Below are 20361 nucleotides of genomic sequence, written 5' to 3' on the forward strand. Positions count from 1 at the left end.
TTTAAGCTAAGGCCGTTTAATTTTGAATTTAAAAGTGGTGCCCTGGTTTTTTTCTGAAATAACATCAATAGAGCCCTGCATTTGATCGATATGCTTTTTCACTGTTGCCAGCCCGATACCGCTGCCGGGATTTCCGTGCCTGTCCTTTGCATCTAGCGTGGCAAAGAGTTCAAAGATCTTTTCAATATCATTTTTATTTATGCCATTGCCATTATCGCTTACTGCAAAACAATAATAAGTCTCTGTTGTTTTAAAGGTGATATCTACTTTTCTAATTTCCTTGTTGTTATATTTTAGAGCATTGCTTATAAGGTTCATAAAAACCTGACTAAGAGCGGCTTTATTGATATTTTTCAGATGGCCACTGTCCGGATAAGTGATTTCTACATTTTCTTCCAGCGAATATAGATCGGTGATCTTTTTTAATAGGGTGGGTAGGTGTACATCTTCAAAATCTTTTTCCAGAATGTGGTCACTACGGTAAAAGCTTAGAATGCCATCTACATAATTGCGCAGCGAATAGGAGGACTCTACTAGAAAGTCAAGATATTGCCTGCTTTGTTCGTCCAGCTTTTCCTTGTTTTCATCTTTGAGTAATTCGGTTAGAGAAATAATATTGGCGAGAGGCGATTTGATATCGTGTGAAACCAGGCTTGCAAATTTTTCCAGGTCTTTATATTTCTGCTTTAATTTTCGCTGAACGTGTTGAAGTTTTGTTTTTTGCTTTCGCGACTCAAAAAGATTTAAACTTTGATTTGCCAAAGCAAGTAAAGCTTTTTTCTGATCTTCGTCTAGTTTCCTGATTTTTGTATCAAAAATGCAGAAAACCGCTATGGCGTGACCATTTGAATTTAGTAGCGGCACCCCGGCATAAAAATGAAATTTGCGATCGTAAATTGGCTTCGCATTCTCAAAAAATTCAGGGTGGTCGTTGCTGTTAATTATAAAGATTTCTTCATCGGCATAAATTGTACGTTCGCAAAAGGAATTTTCTCTTTGATTTTCGGCCTGCTGGGTTCCATAAACCGACTTATACCAGATATTATTTTTTCCTATAATACTAATCTTGGCCACGGGAACCTCGCAAATTTGCGCTGCTAAGAAAGTTAGTTGATCGTAATCTTTATCTTCCCCAGATTTGAAGATGGCATATTCAGCAAGAGCTGACCGACGTAATTTTTCGTTTGAAGAAATATTTTTTTGCTGCATACCATCGGCTAATTTGCTCATTATTATTGATTTGAGAAGCTGAAATGCGTGATCAGGATTTTGTTTTATTTATCCCGACATCTTTTGATTTTGCAAACCATAGCTTAATTTAAGATAAAAAAAAATCTTGAATTCTCCGTGAAAAAGCAGTACCAATTAAGGTTTTCGCCTGATTGAAAAATTAAATCGAGTACCTATCCCTATTTCAGATTTAACTTTTAAATTTCCACCTAAATTTCCAACTAATCTTTTTACGGTAGATAGTCCTATGCCATTGCCTTTATTACCAGAACGGTCACTTATGGCTACGGTAGTGAAAAGTTTAAAAATATCATCCTCTTTTTCCTTAGGGATACCTATGCCGTTATCTTTTATACTAAAGTAATAGAAATCGGGGTTTTGGGAGAATTCTATATCAATTATAATTTTTGGCTTATCGTTATACTTTAGGCTATTGCCTAATAAATTTAAAAATATTTGTTCCAGGGCCGCACGGTTGGAGCTAATTATTGTATTATCTTCAGGAAGATTTATAATGCAATCTTCAGTAATATGTAAAAGGTCTATAATCTCTTCTAATAATTGATGAACATCAAATTCCTCATTATTTGAAGCGGCAATTTGATCGCTCTCATAATGATCTAAAATACCATTGATGTATCCACTAAGTCTTAATCCGGCTTGCTTCAGGTTCTTTAAATAATCTAAACCTTCCTCCCCAAGTTTTTCGCTGAACTTTGCTTTTAGAATATCTGCAGTGATAATCATATTTGCCAATGGCATTTTCATATCGTGAGAAACCACGCCTGCAAAATCTTTAAGCATTGCGTTATGTTCATTAAGTTGCTTTTGAATGTTCTCCAGATAATCGTTTTTTCTTTTTAATTCCAGAAGGATTTCTACTTGTTTAGCCAGTGATTTAAGGGCCTTCTTTTGATCCTGGTTTAATTTGTTAGGTTTTGTATCAATTACGCAAAGTGTGCCTAGAACCATTTTATCCGATTTCAGCGGCATCCCGGCATAATAAATTATAGGATCGTTTTCGGCAATTACAAAAGGATTATCTTCAAAACGCTTGTCTAACCTGGTGTCTTCAACTTCCATCAATTCTTCAGGTTCCAGAATGGCGTGACTGCAAAATGAAACATCACGATCTGACGAACATAAATCGGTGCCATATTTAGATTTAAACCATTGCTCGTGTTCGCCAACAAGGGAAATCAAGGAAATTGGGGTTTTGCAAATAAAGGAAGCTAACTGGGTAATATTATCGAATTCCTTCTCTGTAGGAGTGTATAGGATGTTAGCATCCTGAAGCGCTAGCAGTCGTTGACTTTCGTTTTCTGGAATCGCAGGACGTAACATATAATAGAAATTGAATTAAATCAAATTTAACAAATTTAACTGAATCCTGTTAAAGACTTCCTAATATTTTTCAAACACTCCCAGACCAAATAATGCAAAATCATATTTCACGGGATCTGTTGGATCCAGTTTCCTTAGCGAAGTATCTAACTCAGCTAAAGCTTTAGCATCATTAGCTTTTCGCTTTAAAAGTTTTAATTTTCTGGCTACATTCCCAGAATGTACATCTAAAGGGCAACTTAATTGAGAAGCATCAAGTTTTTTCCAAAGTCCAAAGTCTACACCGGCCTGGTCTTTTCGCACCATCCAACGTAAATACATATTTATTCTTTTTGCAGCAGAATTTTTCAGTGGATCACTTACATGTTTTTGTGTTCGGTGAGGATGTGAAATTTCAAAAAATACTTTTTTAAATTCGTGAATGGCCGGTTGTAGCGATTTTTTTTCAGCATTTTCAGTGAAAATAGCTTCAATCCCGTTGTGGTTTTTATATATGTTCTTTAAAGCTGAAATAAAATAAATAAGGTCTGTTTCGTTGAAAGTACGGTGAACAAATCCGGTTAAATTCTCAAGATCGCTTTCAGTATGGTTTAAAATAAAGTCATGCGGACTTCGATCCAGCATTTCCATTAGTCGATTTGCATTTTTAAGAATGCTTTTTCGGTTGCCCCAGGCTATGGTTGCAGTAAGAAATCCGGCAATTTCAATATCTTCTTTTTTACTGAATTGATGCGGAATTTGCACTGGATCTGAATCTATAAATTCAGGCGTGTTGTATTGCTCAACTTTAAAATCGAGAAAAGATTTGAGTTCACTTTTTTTCAAATTCCTAAATTTCCTTTTTGTCTATAATTTTTCCGTCCTGCATAGTGATTTTCCGGTCGGCCATATCGGCGAGTTCTTCGTTATGGGTTACAATCACAAAGGTTTGCTGAAATTCGTCGCGCAGCCTAAAGAATAATTTGTGAAGGTTTTCAGCAGATTCGGTATCTAAATTTCCTGAAGGTTCATCGGCAAAAATAACAGCCGGATTATTAATAAGAGATCTTGCGACAGCAATTCGTTGCTGTTCACCACCACTAAGTTCGGCGGGTTTATGATGTGCCCTGTTTTTGAGCCCTAAGAAGCCTAAAAGCTCCATGGCGCGTTCTTCAGCCTTTTCTTTGGGCGTATTATGAATAAATGCCGGGATACAAATGTTTTCTAAAGCGGTAAATTCAGGTAGCAACTGGTGAAACTGAAAGATAAAACCAATATTTTTATTTCTGAATTTAGATAATTCCCGGGAAGAGAGTTTATAAATATCAGTATAGTTGATTTCAAGCGTAGAATCTTGGTCTTTTTCAGGTTTATCCAAAGTTCCTAATATTTGAAGCAAAGTGGTTTTCCCGGCTCCCGAAGCTCCCACAATAGAAACTATTTCGCTTTTTTTGATATGGAGATCGAGACCTTTTAATACATGCAGGTCTCCGTAATATTTATGAATATTTTTGGCTATAATCATTTGTTTGTTCGATAATCGAGATTTTAAAAGCTTCAGGACTTTCCTCAAAATTAAATTAATACTCCCTAAAATGCCCTGTAACCTGGTTCGAGATATTTACACGAAATCAAGAATTATTTTCCAATAATGCCTCCTGGGGCTTGTCCCGAGGTAGTTTACTAAGGCTCGTGAAAATTAGCCAAATTAAGGAAAACCCCCAAGTTAGGAATGGAATATGTTTTTAACCTGATTGTAGTCTATATAATATACAATTCGCAGGCTAAGATTATGTCTAGCCGGCCTGTCAAACAAATTATCCATACTTCTTTGAAAATCCAGATAGCTTAATTCATCCTGGTTAAATATTGAATTTCTATACAATAAAATGGCCTCACTTCCCGGCGCAAATTGCCAGCGGTAGCTTAAGTCGAGGTTCCAGATATTAAAATTTGCATCCGGGTTGTAATTTTCTTCCCGATCATAATTTATTGAAGTTAAGCTTCCATCTTTATTTAATTTTGAAAATTTATCTTCTCCAAATTGCGCGACTGACCAGAAGTTACGAAAGCTTAAATTTAAAGCCTGTCTTGTGGTAAAATTATAATTCGCCTGAAGCGAGTTTTCAAAACTTTTCATATCCCTGTTTCCAAAGATAATGTCGCGGGGCTGTAGGGTCACGAAACTGGGACGATTAATCTCGTTATCATATTCAAAACCATAGATCACCAGAAACCTGTCGTTAAACCGAATCCTGGGTTTAAAACTGAAATTAAAACTTTCACGTGAATTTTCGCCAAAAACCTGATATGTTGAACGAACGTCTAATGCCAGTTTTTTTCTATAATCTGAAGAAATCCAGGCGTTTCCTGTAATGTTGGGTTGGTAGGTTATAAAAGTGTTTTCCCTGCGCGGTTCAAAAAAATCTTTAAAAGCTGAATTCACTTCGGTAAAACCTCCAAAGGCAAATCGGTCGCGGGTCATGGCAAACAAGCTTAGCCCGGCACCGCTGCCCATATCTATATCGGGACGGTAACGTCGCTGATGGTTTGCATATAACTGTATACTGTATTGATTAAAAATCCCGGTAGGCTCGAAAGTTTGATAGGAAGTATTCAGGAAAAAATTATTGTAATTGTTGGTGAAACTTATTCCTAAGTCATTAATATCATAAGTTTCGTTAGCTAGTTGGTGGGAAAGGCCGTACCTGAAATTTCCCTTGGTTCGTTTAACTGAAAATAAGGAAGCAAAACCGGTTTCATTTTGCCCTGGCAAATTCACGTTGCTCATTTTCGCTTCGCCAATTACATTAAAGGAGTTCGATTTATTAAAGGCGTCAAATAGAAATGCTGTGACATTTCCATCCCTAAAATGACCTTCCCTGGTCACGTTGGTATTGATTAAACTTATGGAAGAATTCTTATTAAAGCGCTGGTCCAGCACCAGGATATTATAATTAGCCAGCGGCTCTGTGATTTTTTCCCGGTTATTTCCAGTAAGAGTATCTCTAAAGATTGCCTTGGTTTCAGCCGTTACAGCATTAAAAAAGCCAACTCCCAGGCCGCGTTCGGTTCTTCCTGAAATTTTTAATGCATTTAAAAGATCGGTTCTTTCAGGGTTTTCCAGAATTTCTTCATTTTCAAGTTTTTCACGCTGTGCTTCATTAAAACCAATGGGAGTATTTCCTACCCGACGGGAATAAAAAAGATCGCCTTTAGTAAAAAGTTCGGTTCCTTCAGTGAAAAAAGCACGGTTCTCTCCAAAAATTTGCTCAAAAGGGCCTAAGTTGAGCTCCACATCATCATAAGCGACCTGGCCAAAATCGGGAACTAAAGTCATATCTAAGGTGAAGGCTTTGTTTATACCATATTTTACATCAAGACCGGCGTTAAAATTGTTTTCAGTTTGCCCATCAAAATTATCTATTTCGGCCGAAGTATAAGGATAAAAACTGAGTCGGGTAGGAGGTTCTATATTTTCTATACCGTTAAGCAAGCCGGTTTGCTGGCTCATTAATCCAACTGCTTTATTTACATAATTCCAGGTATAGCTTTCATTTCTATGAGAAATTTGACGTAAAAACTGAATTCCCCATTCCTGTTCCTGTTTTTCAGGAAAACGTAGCGCTGAATATGGAATGCGAATTTCAGCATACCAGCCATTCTCATCTTGAGAAACCGCAGCCTCCCAAACGATATTAAAACCAAAATCTGCATTCTCCCCGGTTATTTTGGCGTCTGCCCGGGTACCCGCTGCAGTAACCGCAAACCTTATTTGATTTTCACCATCGTCATAAGTATTAATATCTATCTGAAAGTAATCACTTTGCTCCAAATTATCCCTTTGTGTAAATTGCTTTACTATATTTTCAGGATTGTCGTCCATTAAAGAGGCGCCGATATAAATGGCGTCATTATCATAAGCTAATTTTACAGTGCTACGATGAGTTGCCGGAATGGGATCTCCATCCCCGGGGTAATACATCACAAAATCCTTTGCTTCTGAAAGGTTTTCCCAGGCTCCATCGTCTAAGATTCCATCTATAATAGGCGAATTCTGAATTTTAGTAGCTGAATAGTTTTTTCGCGGAATATTATCCACCTGCGCATTAATTTGATGACTAAAAATGAAGAATATTAAAATCAACCAGATTTTTGGATGCATTAATTGAGGATTAGGATGAAAAAGAGCTCAAATATATCATAGTTCTCAATCTCGACCAAAGCTTTGATTTAAATTCAAGTTAAACTCTCTATTTTTTGTTTATTAATACCTTAAATTTGCTAAACAAAATTAATCTATGAATTCAGAAAATTTAGAATTGGCAACTTTAGCTGGAGGTTGCTTCTGGTGTACCGAAGCCGTTTTTCAACGTTTAAAAGGAGTAGAACAGGTGCTTTCTGGCTTTACCGGTGGGAATATAAAGAATCCCGCTTATCGCGAGATCATTACCGGCAGAACAGGCCACGCTGAAGCTATTCAAGTTAGATTTAATCCAGAAATAATAAGCTTTCAGGAATTGCTGTATGTGTTTTTTGCCACACACGATCCCACAACGCTTAACCGTCAGCAAAATGATGTAGGTACACAATATCGCAGTGCCGTTTTTTATCATTCTGAAGCACAAAAAGAAACTGCTGAAAAAGTAATTGAGGAGCTGGAAGAAAGGGATATTTTTGAGAATAAAATTGTAACCGAAATTAGCGCGGTAAAAGATTTTTATATTGCAGAAAAAGAACATCAGGATTTCTATAACCAGCACAGGCAGCAGCCATATTGCCAGTTTATAATAGACCCTAAAATAAAAAAACTAACTGAAGTCTTTTCAGATAAACTGAAATAATAAAAAGATGGCTTATAAATTCAAAGAAGAATATAATATTGAAGTTACTGACGGGCTTCAGGAAAACTATAAAAATATCCTTGACGGAATTGGGGAGGATATAAGTAGGGAAGGTATAGAGAAAACACCAGAACGGGCAGCGAAAGCTATGCAATTCTTAACCCAGGGCTACAAAATGGATGCAGAAACCATTTTAAAGGAAGCCATGTTCAAGGAAAGTTATGACGAAATGGTGGTAGTAAAAGACATCGAATTGTATTCGCTGTGTGAACACCATATGTTGCCATTCTTTGGAAAGGCCCATATTGCGTATATCCCCAACGGCCATATTGTTGGTCTAAGCAAATTACCAAGAGTGGTAGATGTTTTTGCCAGGCGACTGCAGGTACAGGAACGCTTAACCCACGATATTCTGGAATGTATAAATAACACCCTTAAGCCAAAAGGAGTTGCGGTGGTTATTGAAGCAGTGCATATGTGTATGATGATGCGCGGTGTACAAAAACAAAATAGTGCAACTACAACTTCCGGATTTAGAGGACAATTTGAGAAAATAGAGACCAGGAATGAATTTTTAAAATTAATTAGCTCTAATCTTAGATAGGAAATTGGCACTTTATTTGCTTTATTTAATTAAAAGCAATTCAAAATGAAACTTTTAAAAGATAGATTATTTATAAAAGGCCTGGTTTACGATGCTATAGGTATGGCTTCCATGGCAATTCCAGTGGTAGGGCCGTTTCTCGATATATTATGGGCGCCGTATGCCGCCAAGAAAATGACGGAAATGTACCCCGGAAAAAAGGGTAAAGTAGCTTCGGTAATTGTATTTATAGAGGAGATTCTACCTGGAACAGATATCATTCCAACTTTTACGTTAATGTATTTCTATACTTTTATTTGGAGTAAAAAGAAGCAACCAAAAGAGCAAGTGATTGAAGTTGAGATTATAGAATAAAGTTTCTGAAATTGACAAATAATTTATACGAAACGAGATTCCAGCCTGGAATCTCGTTTTTTTTTGCATTTGTTTCATACTATTTAAAAACTCTTTAACAGCTAGCCTTCCCTGGTTTTTAATTGTTTTGTGTAATTTCCCGTGAATGTAAAATTTATACAATGTCAAAATTTAATCAGGACAGACCAAAAATAAACAGCCCCTCAAAAATTTCATTCTCCGGCTGGAAGAAAATAGCTTTTATAATAAAGGATAAAATAGGTGAAAATAACCTGACCATTGTTTCTGCCGGAGTTGCTTTCTATGCGTTTTTAGCCATCTTTCCAGCAGTTATGGCTCTTGTTTCTATTTATGGTTTGGCGGTAACCCCGGCGCAAATTGAAAATCAATTAACACAACTTGGTACAATTATACCAGAAGAAGCTTTTGGTATTGTAGAGGAGAGGTTAGAAAATTTTATTTCAACTTCAGGAAGTACATTAGGCTGGGGAATGATTATAGGAATACTATTTAGTATTTGGAGTGCTAATAAAGGTATGAAGTCATTATTTACTGGTATTGATATTGCTTACGCTACACCAAGTGAGCGTGGATTTATAAAACAAAATGCGCTTACTTTATTGTTCACGTTTGCTGCCATAATATTAGTTATTTTAAGTATGGGTTTGATTGTGGTTTTTCCCGCCCTCGTAGAGGAGTTGGGTCTACCTCAAAATATAGAGAACCTCATTAGCTGGTTGCGCTGGCCAATTTTGGCCATAATTGTCGGCCTGTTTCTTTGCATTGTTTATAAATACGCACCAGAGCGAACTAACCCAAAATTGAGATGGGTAATTCCCGGCGCCCTGGTTGCAACTATTCTATGGTTAATCGCGTCCTGGGGCTTTTCTTTTTATGTAAGTAATTTTGGAAGCTATGGAGAGGTTTACGGTTCTATTGCAGCTGTTGTTATTATGATGTTATGGCTCTTTATTACTTGTTTTACAATTCTACTGGGAGCTCAAATCAATTCTGCTTCAGAAAGATACGCAAAGAAAATAGCATCTTTCAATTAAAATTTTAATCCCTCATTGAGGGTTTAATTCCCCCGAGGCCTGCCCGAATCATTCAGGCGGGCTCGCCTCGAAATTATAAAATAGTTTTCCAATTCATACCTAATGGGCTTGCCCCGAGGTTCTTGATTGAAATTGTCTCTCGATAAGTTCGTTAAAACTGTGTTATTTGAAATCTTTTTAACGTTACAGATGCCGAATTACTACGATATTTATTTAACCGAAATTATCGAGGTAAAACTAATAAAATAAGAATTATGAATAATCAAGTAGTAGAAACAGGATTAAAGTGGCTGAAAAGGGCTGTAATCCTAAAGGCAGGAAAAGCGATATTGAAAAATCCGGCAAGTATGCTTGGGGTTGGTGTTATAGCCGCCGGAGCCGGAATTGCGGCTTATAGTTTAATTAAAAAGAATAAAAAGAAAGATCTAACACATATTGATAATATTGAAAACAATAATCCTGAAGTTAAAGGGGATAAGAAAATTATAATATAAAATTGCTTAAATATTTAGACCTCACAGCCCCGATCGTGATCAGGACTGTGAGGTCTTTTTTTTGATTTTTTATAAAACAGTCTTTTCGAAATCCTGTTTGCTTTATTAAATTAAAGCAACCATCTAAGCGAAACCGAAATATTTCTTCCAATGTTAGAAATACCATCTGGCTTTAAGCGGGATAGATGTGAGATGTAATCTTTATTCAGAATATTATTTGCGCTTACACCAATTCTCATTTCTGTTGAATTTATTGCAAATTGACCTCCAAATCCTGCGCCAAGAAGACCATAACCCCCGGTTCTTGTTTCAAAAATACTTACGTTATTTTGATCAAATACATTTTTTAGTCTAACAAATGCATATTTACTATAAATCTTCTCATCAGGATTATCGAATTCCAACCTGAAAGTATTGGTTAAAGAATTTGCCGGAATCAATGGTAAATACTCTCCATTATTTCTTTTTCCCGTCACTGTTTCAAAACTACTTTCCAAATGTAGCCAGTCTAAAGGATGCGGGTGAATATGTACACCTATTTCTCCGCCGTACAATTCAGCATTGTTCTGAGTGTATTCAAAAACAGGGTTTCCTTCAATTAACTCGCCCGTGGGTTCCAGATAAATATAATTGTTCACCGTATTGTGAAATCCATTTACGAAAGCTTCAAAATGCTTATTTCGCCATTCTAGTGAAAGATCTATCTGAAAATTCTGTTCATTCTCAAGATTTTGATCTCCAACTTCATATCTATTGGTTCCGTGGTGGGAACCGTTGGAAGTTAATTCAGATAAATTTGGCGCCCTAAAACCGGTGGCGAGATTTAGCCTTGCGCTTAGGTTTTCAGTGACAATATATTTTGCACCCAGCGCCCCGTTAATACTTTTGTAAGAATTGTCTACGGCAGCAATTTCTCCGCCTTCATGATCGTTCTCTTCTTCATGTTCTTCCCCAGCTTGTTCATCTTCGTGTGCTTCTACGGCTTCACTATCAATACTACGGGTGTCAAACCTTAATCCACCCTGAAAATCCCATTTTTCAAAATGCACGTGGGTAGTGGCAAACACACCAAAATCTGTAGTTACCGCATTCGGAATTAAAATCTCTTCGCCGTAATTGGTATTGGTTTGGTGCATTCCCTGTACGCCTAAAATGGTTTCAAACCTTCCGGTTCGGGGTAAATTATACTGTAGGTTATAATTTAAAGTTTCCAGATGCATCTCCAGCGCAGGGTGATCGGCACCTTCTTCCTCCTCGAGGTGTTCTTCCTCTCCTACATGTTCTTCTTCCCCGTGTTCCTCTTCTTGATGACGTTCTTCAAACTCTTTTCGGTTATTGTATTGATAACCCACTTTGAAGTCCAGACTTGAATTATTTAAATAAAGTTTATTTTCTAAGCTTAGAATGTGATTATCTATTTCCTGAAAGGGCAGGAGAGGTTCTTTTTCGGTAGACTGTTCTCCTATTTCCTCGGGTATTCCAATATTCGATTTGTTGAAATTATACCTTAAATCGGTTTTGAATTTAGCATCCTGATAGCCTATTCCTGCTTTAAAATCTGTTTCATTGAAACGGGTGTTGGTCACTCTTTCGCCATCTCCTGTTTCGTAATCGCTGTGGGCAGCATAACTTCCACGAGCCAGGAATTTTAATTTTTCTCCTGAAGTTTTAGCCATCATACTTCCCTGGTATCCCTGTGTATTGCTGAAATAATTTACATCAGTTTCAGCATTTGTTTCATTATCTAAAGCATAGCGTTCAGGATTAAGGTAAAGTACGCCACCAATCGCGTCGCTTCCGTAGAGAAGGGAAGCAGGGCCTTTTATAACCTCAACACTTTCAATTCCTTTAGAGCTTATGCCAAGGCCATGTTCGTCTCCATATTGCTGATTTTCCAATCGAATGCCCTGTGTATAAACCAAAACACGGTTAGAGCTCAAGCCGCGAATTACCGGTTTTCCAATTCCAACTCCGGTAGTTAAACTTTCAACGCCGGCAATTTGAGTAATCCCGTCGCTTAAGGTTATGGCACCTTTTCTGTTTAATTGTGCTACATTTTCACGTTCTACCCGCATCACATTTTCACTCTGCAATTGGTGAAAAGGGGTAGAAACAATCACTTCTTCCATTTCTATGGCAGATTTTTCCAAAGTGATGTTCAAGCTGGAGGTTTCAGGGAAATCGAGTTCATTCGAGTAAGTAGCGAAACCTACCGATGAAACCACAATTTTAAATTTTCCATTAGGGATATTTTCTACCCTAAAATTTCCATCAATATCACTCATACTGCCTTTGCCAAGTTCTGGAAAATAAACATTGGCACTAAAAACAGGATCTCCGGTTTCAGCGCGGGTAATCTGGCCCGAAAAACTATTCTGGGCATATATAAGAGGACTAACAGCTAAAAAGAGCAACGAGAAAAGTAAACTTTTCATAGGATTTTTTTTTAAAATAATTATGTTTCTAACAAAAAAGGGTAATTAGACAGCCAAAGGTGGACCGCGCAGCTCGAAAGGAAGCTTTTGATAATTATTTAAAAAATGATAAAATTTGAAGAATTGTTTGTTGATCTCCTTTTCTAAGACCGATTCAAAATTTATAAAGTCTGCAGCCAGAACCGGACTTTGATTATAGGAGTGTAAATCGCAGTCAAGGTTGTTTTCGTGAAAATGCTTGTCAGCATAATTAGGGCACAATTCGTGGCCGTGACCTGTAAAGGTGTGTGAAAAACTGATAATAGCAGGAAGCAAAAGCAAAGCTCCCATGAGTATAGAGGTTATGTATTTAAAGATTTTCAAATAATTTTACTCACTATGTGAAATTTAAATGATCTGGGCCTTACGTGAAATCTGGTTCTCAACTTAAAGCCTTGCGCAGGGTGGTTTTACTGAAATAATTTAGCAAACCCCATTCTACTTAACATCTTTTTTTCAAAAGCCCAAAAGAATTGAAACTGGCCAAAAATCCACCCGAAGCTAACCAATAAAACCTGGTATATAGGAAAAATAAGAAAAATCCTGGCGCTCCAATAAACAGCCCAATGGGATGAAGCTTCGTAGATTCCAAGGAAATTACATAAAGGTACAGCTAGCTTAGCTGATGTAGATCCTGTAATGGCGAATACTAAAAGGATTACAAATATTTGCCAATTAGAATCTATACCCCAACGTGCTTTTAATTTATTCATTTGGCAAAAATACTAAAAGCTTCGGAGAATTAAAATAATCATTGTTAAATACGTGTAGGCACTGAGAAGCGTTGGTTATAATGCCTGCTAAAAAACACAAAGTAATTGTACAGGAGATAATTAACTTCATATCCATAATCTATATTAGGTTCATAATTGATTTCCTGTAAATAAAGATCTGGATTATAAACCTGGGGTTGTCTTACCCGCTGGTTATATTCTGAAACCAAAAAACGGTTTTTATTTTCCAAATATTGCTGAGAGTAATAACCTTCTGGGCGGGCTATAGAATTAATAAAAAGGTTAAAGCCCGGTTCAATAATTATAATCTCATATTCAAGACTATCGTTTGCAATACGAACCGTATCTTCATTGATTTGCGAATCTTTCAGGTTTCTATCGCGCGTGCTTCCGCAGCTATAAACAAATAGCCCCAGTAATAATATATAAATAAAATTTTTCATTCCTCTTTTTATTCTCACTCCGTGAGATTTATTTTTTCTGAAGTTTAAAATATAATGGTTCTATCCCTAATGTTTTAGAACAAATTATGTTCCTATAATTATTTACCGCCCAGCATTCCTCCGAGCAGGCTTCCCCCTTTTTTACCCTTTTTACCACCAAAAACCATTCCTGCAACATCGTCTATAACACTACCGTCCCCATCGGAATCCAATAAAGTTTCAACCAAAGATTGGTCGTGCAAGGCATTGGATCCCAAAACAGAACCCAATAGTCCCGCCAGCCCTGAAGCATCAACATTATCTTTCCTTTTTTGCTGGCCTAACACGCCCATCACAACAGGTGCAGCCATTTCCAGGATTTTGTTTACCGATGCTACATCCATATTAAGAGCACCGGCTATGGTTTTGCTTATGCCGCTCTGTTTGTCACCCAAAACGTGATTTAAAATTTTACTCCCTTCGCCAGTAAGCTCCTCTGGATTTTTATTTTCCAGGTTGTTTAGAACATCGCCATTATGTTTTTCGCTCTGTAATGCCTTATCCAAACTTTCAGCCCCTTGGGGATCTTTTGCATTTCGCTTCATTGCACCAAGGATTAGCGGCAAAGCCATTCCCAGGGTTGAAGTTACTTTTCCTTTTTCTTCAGAAGTCTTTGAGCTGGCTTTATTCACCAACTCTTCTCCGGTTTGCGTATTTAATAAATCAAGTATAGAAGCCATAATTTTATTTTATATCAAATGAATTTACGGCTTTTTAGTAGTTCCGGGCGTTAAAGCTTTATTATAATCTACTCGATAATCGAGATTAAATGCTCCTAGGTTTTCCTCTAAAATTAGACAATTATTCGCTATTAATTTCTACTGAGATTGCTTTGGGGTAGTTTACTTTTTAAAATGTGAAATAATTTGATTTGAAAGCTCTAAACCTATACGTTCCTGGGCTTCTAGCGTAGAAGCTCCAATATGCGGACTTAAAGAAAGCTTTTCATTCATTAACAATTTAATAGCCGGTCTTGGTTCGGCTTCAAAAGTATCTAAACCGGCGAAAGCAACCTTGCCATCTTCTATGGCTTCCAGGAGCGCTACTTCATCTATGACACCGCCACGAGCGGTGTTAATAATACCAACTCCCGGTTTCATCGCTTCTAATTCTTTTTTACCGATTAGTGGTTTAGTTTGCGCGGGCACGTGTAATGTGATAAAATCTGAATGCTTTATAAGCTCTTCTACAGGTTCTGTTTTAATCGGTATTTCAATACTTTGGTGATTGTAGAATTCCAAAGTGATTTTTGCTTCCCCAACTTCTTTATCGCTGGCAATAACCTTCATTCCCAGGCCTAAAGCAATTTTGGCAACTTCGCGCCCAATCCTTCCAAAACCTATAATTCCAAGGGTTTTTCCCCTAAGTTCAATTCCCGCTGAATAGGATTTCTTTAATTCTTTAAACCTCGATTCTCCTTCTAAAGGCATATTTCTATTAGAATCAAATAATTTTCTCACTCCGCTGAAAAGATGAGCAAAAACAAGTTCAGCTACAGAGGCTGAAGCCGCTTGTGGTGTATTAATAACTTTTATGCCTTTGCTTTCTGCATATTCTACGGCAATATTATCCAGACCAACACCACCCCGTCCTATTAATTTTAAGTTTTTACAGGCATCAATAATTGCTTTTTCTACAGTAGTTGCACTTCTAACGAGTAAAACCTCTATACCTTTTGAGTTTATATAATCAGCCAATTGCTCCTGGGCTACTTTGGTGCTTATTACTTCAAAACCTGCTTTTTCGAGCTGTTTCACACCGGCTTTGGCAAGGCCATCGTTGGCGAGGATTTTTATCTTTTCAGGTTGATTTGGGGTCGTGGGTTTATTAAAAAAATCTTCAGGTTTCATTTATTTATAATTTTAATCCCTTGTGTGGGAATTTGATACAGGTTTGTACTCATTTTCCTGTCTGTTGCCAATTTTTGCGTCCAGCATCCTGCTGGTTTCATTTATTGTATTTTTATTTATGATTGTTGTTCCAGCTGTTGCATAGCTTCAACCAGTACTTTTACACTTTCTATATCCAATGCATTGTACATAGAGGCACGGTAGCCCCCCACACTTCTGTGGCCGTTAAGTCCGTTAATGCCGGCATCTTTCCAAAGTTTATCAAAAGCATCTTTTTTGCTTTCATCGGTAAGGTTAAAGGTGGCATTCATTGGTGAACGATCTGCTACTTCAGCAAAACCTTTAAACAAAGGATTTCGGTCTATTTCACTATAAAGTAAGTCGGCTTTTTCGGCATTTCGTTTTTCCATTGCTTTTATTCCGCCGTTATTTTTAATCCATCTTAAGGTTAAAAGTGAAACATAAACCGCGTAAACAGCCGGGGTATTAAACATGCTGTCTTTTTCCAGGTGGACTTTGTAGTTTAGCATTGATGGAATCTCCCGCTCAACTTTGCCTAAAATATCTTCCTTGATCACTACCAACGTAGTTCCCGCAGGTCCCATATTTTTCTGCGCCCCCGCATAAATAAGGTCGAATTTTGAAAAATCCAGTTCCCGGGAAAAGATATCGCTGCTCATATCGCAAACGAGCGGCGCTTTAACTTCCGGGAAATCTTTAATTTGAGTTCCAAAGATCGTGTTATTGCTGGTGCAGTGAAAATAATCTACATCAACAGGAATTTGATAATTTTTGGGGATATAATTGAAGTTTTTGTCTTTTGAAGAAGCCACTTCAATCACCTCTCCAAAAAGTTTGGCTTCTTTTATCGCTTTAGAAGACCAGGTTCCAGTGTTTAAGTAGGCCGCTTTTTTATTCAATAAATTATAAGCGCACATTAAAAATTGCATACTGGCGCCTCCCTGTAAAAATAGGGCTTTATAACCTTTACCTTTAAGTCCTAAAAGTTCGAGGGAAAGGCTACGGGCTTCCTCCATCACGTCTACAAAGGCAGCGCTACGATGTGAGATTTCCAGTATAGACAATCCTGAATTCTGGTAATCTAAAATCCCTTGCGCGGCTTCTTTAAAAACTTCCTGTGGTAAAATACATGGGCCTGCGCTATAGTTATGTTTTTTCATAGTTGGTATGTTAGTGGTTAGTTCCTCACTGTGGGAGGTTCTTGATTTAAAGCTTTTCTAAAAATTTTAAAGTATCTACGCCATCGGCATAATCCCATAATTCTGGATGCTGGGTCTGGCCAAAATGAACTTTAGCTACAGTACCTACAACGCATTGCAGGTTTTCTTTATTTTGCTGCAGTTTTTCCTGTAATTGCTTTTTATCTTCATATTCTTCATAGAACAAGGTTGCGATAGGGGAGCCGAAACTTTCGTCCTTTTTCAAAATAAGGAATCCGTTTTCCAGTAATTTGAATTCACTCATTAAATACACCGCTTTATTATAATCGTAATTGTTGGCGTATTTAGCTGAATTCATTAAAGTATTCCACGGGTACATCGCTTTAAAAAAATCGTCAAAGTCATATTCTTTAGGAACGTAAAGTTTAGAAACATTGCGGCAACCCAATCCAAAATACCTAAAAATATCCTGGCCCAGCGCTTCAAGTTCTTCTTTGCTTTCTTTACCGGTAAGAATAGCTACCGAGTTTCGGTTTTTCCTGATAATGTTTGGTTTTCCGGAGAAATAATATTCAAAATACCTGGCAGTATTGTTGCTTCCGGTAGCTATAACCGCATCAAAATCATTAAGCCTGTCTTCAGTAAATGTTATTCGGTCTTCAAATTCCGGAGCTATATTCATTAAAAACCCGGCAATTACCGGCAACAATTGTTTATCGTTGGAAGATTGTTTTACCAATACTTTATGCCCGGAAATTAAAACCGAAAGAAAATCGTGGAATCCAACCAGCGGAATATTCCCCGCCATAATTATGGCCACGGTTTTTTGCCCTGTTTGGTCCAAATCATAAGGTTCTAACCATTTGTCCAAATTGCTTTTTGTTAGTGCTTTGCTCCATTGCTGAAGTGAAAAAATCACGTTTTTGCGGGTAAACCAACCGTTATAATGAATAGACTGATCTATTTTATCATTTAATTCATTAAAAAATCTTTCGTTTTGAGGGCTTATTGTTATCGAATTATTAGTCCCATCCCCAAAAAGACTCAGGAATTTTCCCAGTTGAACAAAATATGATTTTCTTTCTTCGATTGTCATTTCCTTATTTGGTTATGATAGCCAATGGCTTTAAATTTGTAGCGCGAAATTAAAACTTAAGCTGGCAAACTCCTAAAAAAGCATTGGAAATACCACCTAAGTTTTAGGTTAATTAAATTACAAAGAAAAAAAGCTATGGCAATTGTTATAACAGATGAATGTATAAACTGCGGAGCCTGCGAGCCCGAGTGCCCTAATACAGCGATTTACGAAGGCGCAGACGATTGGCGTTATGCAGATGGAACAGACCTTGAGGGCAATGTGGTGTTGCCAAACGGGAAAGAAGCCGATGCTAATGAAGCACAGGAACCTATTAGTGATGAGATCTATTATATCGTACCTGATAAATGTACCGAGTGTAAAGGATTTCACGAAGAACCACAATGTGCTGCGGTTTGCCCGGTAGATTGTTGCGTGCCCGATGATGAACATGTGGAGAGCGAAGAAGAATTACTCGCAAAGCAGAAATTTATGCACGAAAACGAATAAATTCTATTCTAAATTTTAAATATAAAAATCCTGTTTCTATTGAAACGGGATTTTTTGTTTCACTCACTTGCCAAGTGAAAATTTTATGATGTTGAAGTTGAAATTTCGACAACTTCTTATAATTTCGCTACTGAAGGCTTATGAAACCGCAAATTTTATCTCATTCCGGTAAAGCGAAGGTGGGCTTCCCGGTGAACTTCTTGAATTGCTTATTAAAATGACTAAAATTATTAAATCCGCTTTCAAAGCATACATCGGTGATGCTTATTTGTTTTTCGTGAGGTAATTTGGCCGCGTGTACCAGGCGATATTCGTTTACGAATTGTACAAAGGTTTTTCCAGTTGTCTTTTTAAAATACCTACAGAATGCAGGCACCGTCATGCTTACTACACCGGCAATTTCTTCCAGGGCGATATTTCTTTTAAATTCATTTTTCACAAAATTAAAGATCAAATTTATACGGTTATTGTCTTCCAGCTCGGTATCCAGCACAAAACCTTCCGCATTTAAGAGCGTGAAATCTTTTGCATTTTCTAACATATTTAGGATATCAAGTAAACCAAGTAGTCTTTTATAATTAGTAAGGGAATTCAAGGCTTCAATTTTGTCGCCAATCAGGTTTTTATCTTCCCCGTGAAAAACAATTCCGTTTTTAGCCCGCTCCAGTAAAACCCGCACATTTTTCATTTCGGGAATTTCCCAGAAATTTTTTCCGAGGAAATCCGGATTAAATTGAATTACGGTTTCCCGGTCATTATCGGTTAAGCTGTCGGTAAAGCCACAATGCGGCAAATTAGCGCCAATTAATATGAGATCGCCCTGCTGGTAATATGAAACGTGACTCCCAATTTGTCTTTTTCCTGAACCACCATTAACGTAAACCAGTTCTATTTCGGGATGATAATGCCAAAACGTGTGGTTTTTATTTAGGTGCTCGTGGTTAAAACTTTTAAAAGAAAATGAACTTCCAAAGCTCGGGTCAACTTTTTCAAAAGAAGGTTTGCTTGATTTTATCATATTATCAATAAATTAACTTTTAGGTAATATGGGCGTAATATGGCTCTGAAGAACAAAATTAACTCAAAAATATGCTATCTGAACACTAAATTAATATTAAATAATTATAAATGTTAATATAGAACATTTTGTTGTTTATTCATGACTATTTTGAAGGGAAACTCTAGCATATCTTTGTAAATGTAAACAAGGGGTATTAATAGTTTAAAAACAAAATTATGAAAAAACTATTGAAAAATTCGTTATTGACAGTAGCATTAGTGGCAGGATTAAATTTATATGCTGCTGATCGTGTGGAAGTTAGTGTGAACGAAGGGCAGACTCTAATTGTAGAGCTGGAAGATGTAAGTACTGTGAGTTTAAGAGATGCTTCAGGATTTATATTATTTAAGGATAGTCCGGCGCTAGATGGAGATTACAAAAAAAAGATAAATTTTAGCAGAATCCCAGAAGGTACTTATTTTTTGAACACTGAAGACCTTAACGGGGTTTATACAATGGTAATTAAAAAAACATTTAATGGTATAAGCATTGAAGAAGAAACTGCTACTGTAGTATTTAAACCCATCTACAGATTAGAATCTAACAAGGTTAGATTTTTTCTAACTAATCCCTCAAAGACCAATGCTACGTTAAGAGTATTAGATGCCAAAGGGGAATTGGTGGGAGAAGTTAAAGACAAGGCTTATACAGTAAACAAAACACTGGACTTTTCGAAAATGCCAAAAGGTGAATACATTTTTAAATTAAGTGTTTCTGGCGAGGTTTTTACTGAAAAACTTTCTATTTAATCCCTCATTGAGGGTTTAATTCCCCGAGGCTTGCCTCGAAATTATAAAATAGGTTTCCGAGTCGTACCTCGTGGGCTTGCCCCGAGGTTCTTGATTGAATCAAACCAAGGCAGGGATTTCACCTTTGAATTTCTGCTTTTTTAACTCAATTAATTAATATCAAAAAAATATTATGGCCAATTATACAGGAAAATTACCAATAGAATTAATTGAAGCATTAAGTAAAACTGCAGAAATCCACCAGGTTCCTGAAAATAAAATTATAGAAAAAGCATTGAGCCTTTATCTTGAACAAATTAATAGGGTAGAAGCTTAAGATTTATCTCTTAGTTAGAGTTGTTT

At 36.9% G+C, this 20361-nt stretch carries 22 protein-coding genes; 8 read left to right on the forward strand and 14 right to left on the reverse strand.

Annotated elements, in window-relative coordinates:
- Positions 1 to 6: 6 nt before the first annotated feature.
- The 5 genes from LB467_RS04590 to LB467_RS04610 all read right to left on the reverse strand — a co-directional run bounded on the left by LB467_RS04590 (position 7) and on the right by LB467_RS04610 (position 6718).
- Positions 7 to 1230, reverse strand: a complete 1224-nt coding sequence (locus tag LB467_RS04590) for a sensor histidine kinase (RefSeq protein WP_224472846.1) — start codon at positions 1228 to 1230, stop codon at positions 7 to 9.
- 135 nt (positions 1231 to 1365) lie between these two features.
- A complete protein-coding gene (locus tag LB467_RS04595) occupies positions 1366 to 2574 on the reverse strand; it encodes a sensor histidine kinase (RefSeq protein ID WP_224472847.1) in 1209 nt (402 codons plus the stop codon).
- 60 nt (positions 2575 to 2634) lie between these two features.
- The gene (locus LB467_RS04600) at positions 2635 to 3399 is read right to left on the reverse strand and encodes a TIGR02757 family protein (protein ID WP_224472848.1); all 765 of its coding nucleotides are present in this window, start codon (positions 3397 to 3399) and stop codon (positions 2635 to 2637) included.
- Positions 3400 to 3403: 4 nt separating this feature from the next.
- On the reverse strand, positions 3404 to 4078 hold the full coding sequence (locus tag LB467_RS04605) for an ABC transporter ATP-binding protein (protein ID WP_224472849.1): 675 nt from the start codon (positions 4076 to 4078) through the stop codon (positions 3404 to 3406).
- A gap of 201 nt (positions 4079 to 4279) precedes the next feature.
- Entirely contained in the window at positions 4280 to 6718 is a 2439-nt protein-coding gene (locus tag LB467_RS04610) for a DUF5916 domain-containing protein (RefSeq protein WP_224472850.1), read from the reverse strand.
- A gap of 136 nt (positions 6719 to 6854) precedes the next feature.
- On the opposite strand from LB467_RS04610, the gene msrA reads away from it, so the two are divergent.
- From msrA to LB467_RS04635, 5 genes are all read left to right on the forward strand, one after another.
- Positions 6855 to 7397: a peptide-methionine (S)-S-oxide reductase MsrA gene (msrA, locus tag LB467_RS04615; protein ID WP_224472851.1), complete on the forward strand. Its 543-nt coding sequence runs from the start codon at positions 6855 to 6857 to the stop codon at positions 7395 to 7397.
- Positions 7398 to 7404: 7 nt separating this feature from the next.
- On the forward strand, positions 7405 to 8001 hold the full coding sequence (gene folE / locus LB467_RS04620) for a GTP cyclohydrolase I FolE (protein ID WP_224472852.1): 597 nt from the start codon (positions 7405 to 7407) through the stop codon (positions 7999 to 8001).
- Positions 8002 to 8046: 45 nt separating this feature from the next.
- Positions 8047 to 8355, forward strand: coding sequence for a hypothetical protein (locus LB467_RS04625; RefSeq protein WP_224472853.1), 309 nt, complete (start codon positions 8047 to 8049; stop codon positions 8353 to 8355).
- Positions 8356 to 8516: 161 nt separating this feature from the next.
- The gene (locus tag LB467_RS04630; protein ID WP_224472854.1) at positions 8517 to 9410 is read left to right on the forward strand and encodes a YihY/virulence factor BrkB family protein; all 894 of its coding nucleotides are present in this window, start codon (positions 8517 to 8519) and stop codon (positions 9408 to 9410) included.
- Positions 9411 to 9664: 254 nt separating this feature from the next.
- On the forward strand, positions 9665 to 9904 hold the full coding sequence (locus LB467_RS04635) for a hypothetical protein (RefSeq protein ID WP_224472855.1): 240 nt from the start codon (positions 9665 to 9667) through the stop codon (positions 9902 to 9904).
- Positions 9905 to 10014: 110 nt separating this feature from the next.
- On the opposite strand, the gene LB467_RS04640 is transcribed toward LB467_RS04635, so the two are convergent.
- The 8 genes from LB467_RS04640 to LB467_RS04675 form a co-directional block, all read right to left on the reverse strand.
- Positions 10015 to 12339 (reverse strand): TonB-dependent receptor, encoded by a 2325-nt coding sequence (locus LB467_RS04640; protein ID WP_224472856.1) that lies wholly within the window; start codon positions 12337 to 12339, stop codon positions 10015 to 10017.
- A 45-nt stretch (positions 12340 to 12384) separates the two neighbouring features.
- The gene (locus LB467_RS04645; RefSeq protein WP_224472857.1) at positions 12385 to 12702 is read right to left on the reverse strand and encodes a hypothetical protein; all 318 of its coding nucleotides are present in this window, start codon (positions 12700 to 12702) and stop codon (positions 12385 to 12387) included.
- A gap of 86 nt (positions 12703 to 12788) precedes the next feature.
- Positions 12789 to 13091 (reverse strand): DUF6787 family protein, encoded by a 303-nt coding sequence (locus tag LB467_RS04650; protein ID WP_224472858.1) that lies wholly within the window; start codon positions 13089 to 13091, stop codon positions 12789 to 12791.
- A 44-nt stretch (positions 13092 to 13135) separates the two neighbouring features.
- Complete coding sequence (locus tag LB467_RS04655; RefSeq protein ID WP_224472859.1) at positions 13136 to 13555, reverse strand: DUF6146 family protein; 420 nt, start codon at positions 13553 to 13555, stop codon at positions 13136 to 13138.
- 98 nt (positions 13556 to 13653) lie between these two features.
- Positions 13654 to 14274 carry a DUF937 domain-containing protein gene (locus tag LB467_RS04660; protein ID WP_224472860.1) on the reverse strand — a complete coding sequence of 207 codons (621 nt, stop codon included), beginning with the start codon at positions 14272 to 14274 and terminating at the stop codon, positions 13654 to 13656.
- A 162-nt stretch (positions 14275 to 14436) separates the two neighbouring features.
- On the reverse strand, positions 14437 to 15390 hold the full coding sequence (locus LB467_RS04665) for a D-2-hydroxyacid dehydrogenase (protein ID WP_224472939.1): 954 nt from the start codon (positions 15388 to 15390) through the stop codon (positions 14437 to 14439).
- A 170-nt stretch (positions 15391 to 15560) separates the two neighbouring features.
- On the reverse strand, positions 15561 to 16625 hold the full coding sequence (gene serC / locus LB467_RS04670; protein WP_224472861.1) for a 3-phosphoserine/phosphohydroxythreonine transaminase: 1065 nt from the start codon (positions 16623 to 16625) through the stop codon (positions 15561 to 15563).
- A gap of 46 nt (positions 16626 to 16671) precedes the next feature.
- On the reverse strand, positions 16672 to 17721 hold the full coding sequence (locus LB467_RS04675) for an acyl-CoA reductase (protein WP_224472862.1): 1050 nt from the start codon (positions 17719 to 17721) through the stop codon (positions 16672 to 16674).
- Between the two features lie 135 nt (positions 17722 to 17856).
- Between LB467_RS04675 and LB467_RS04680 the strand changes: the two genes are divergently transcribed.
- Positions 17857 to 18210, forward strand: a complete 354-nt coding sequence (locus tag LB467_RS04680) for a 4Fe-4S dicluster domain-containing protein (protein ID WP_057483042.1) — start codon at positions 17857 to 17859, stop codon at positions 18208 to 18210.
- A gap of 160 nt (positions 18211 to 18370) precedes the next feature.
- On the opposite strand, the gene LB467_RS04685 is transcribed toward LB467_RS04680, so the two are convergent.
- Positions 18371 to 19228, reverse strand: a complete 858-nt coding sequence (locus LB467_RS04685) for an AraC family transcriptional regulator (RefSeq protein WP_317196339.1) — start codon at positions 19226 to 19228, stop codon at positions 18371 to 18373.
- A 218-nt stretch (positions 19229 to 19446) separates the two neighbouring features.
- Between LB467_RS04685 and LB467_RS04690 the strand changes: the two genes are divergently transcribed.
- Together LB467_RS04690 and LB467_RS04695 are read left to right on the forward strand one after the other, a co-directional pair.
- A complete protein-coding gene (locus tag LB467_RS04690) occupies positions 19447 to 20019 on the forward strand; it encodes a T9SS type A sorting domain-containing protein (RefSeq protein WP_224472863.1) in 573 nt (190 codons plus the stop codon).
- 172 nt (positions 20020 to 20191) lie between these two features.
- Complete coding sequence (locus LB467_RS04695) at positions 20192 to 20335, forward strand: hypothetical protein (RefSeq protein ID WP_224472864.1); 144 nt, start codon at positions 20192 to 20194, stop codon at positions 20333 to 20335.
- The last annotated feature ends 26 nt before the right edge of the window (positions 20336 to 20361 follow it).

This window comes from Salegentibacter tibetensis, assembly GCF_020164485.1.
Classification (GTDB): domain Bacteria; phylum Bacteroidota; class Bacteroidia; order Flavobacteriales; family Flavobacteriaceae; genus Salegentibacter; species Salegentibacter tibetensis.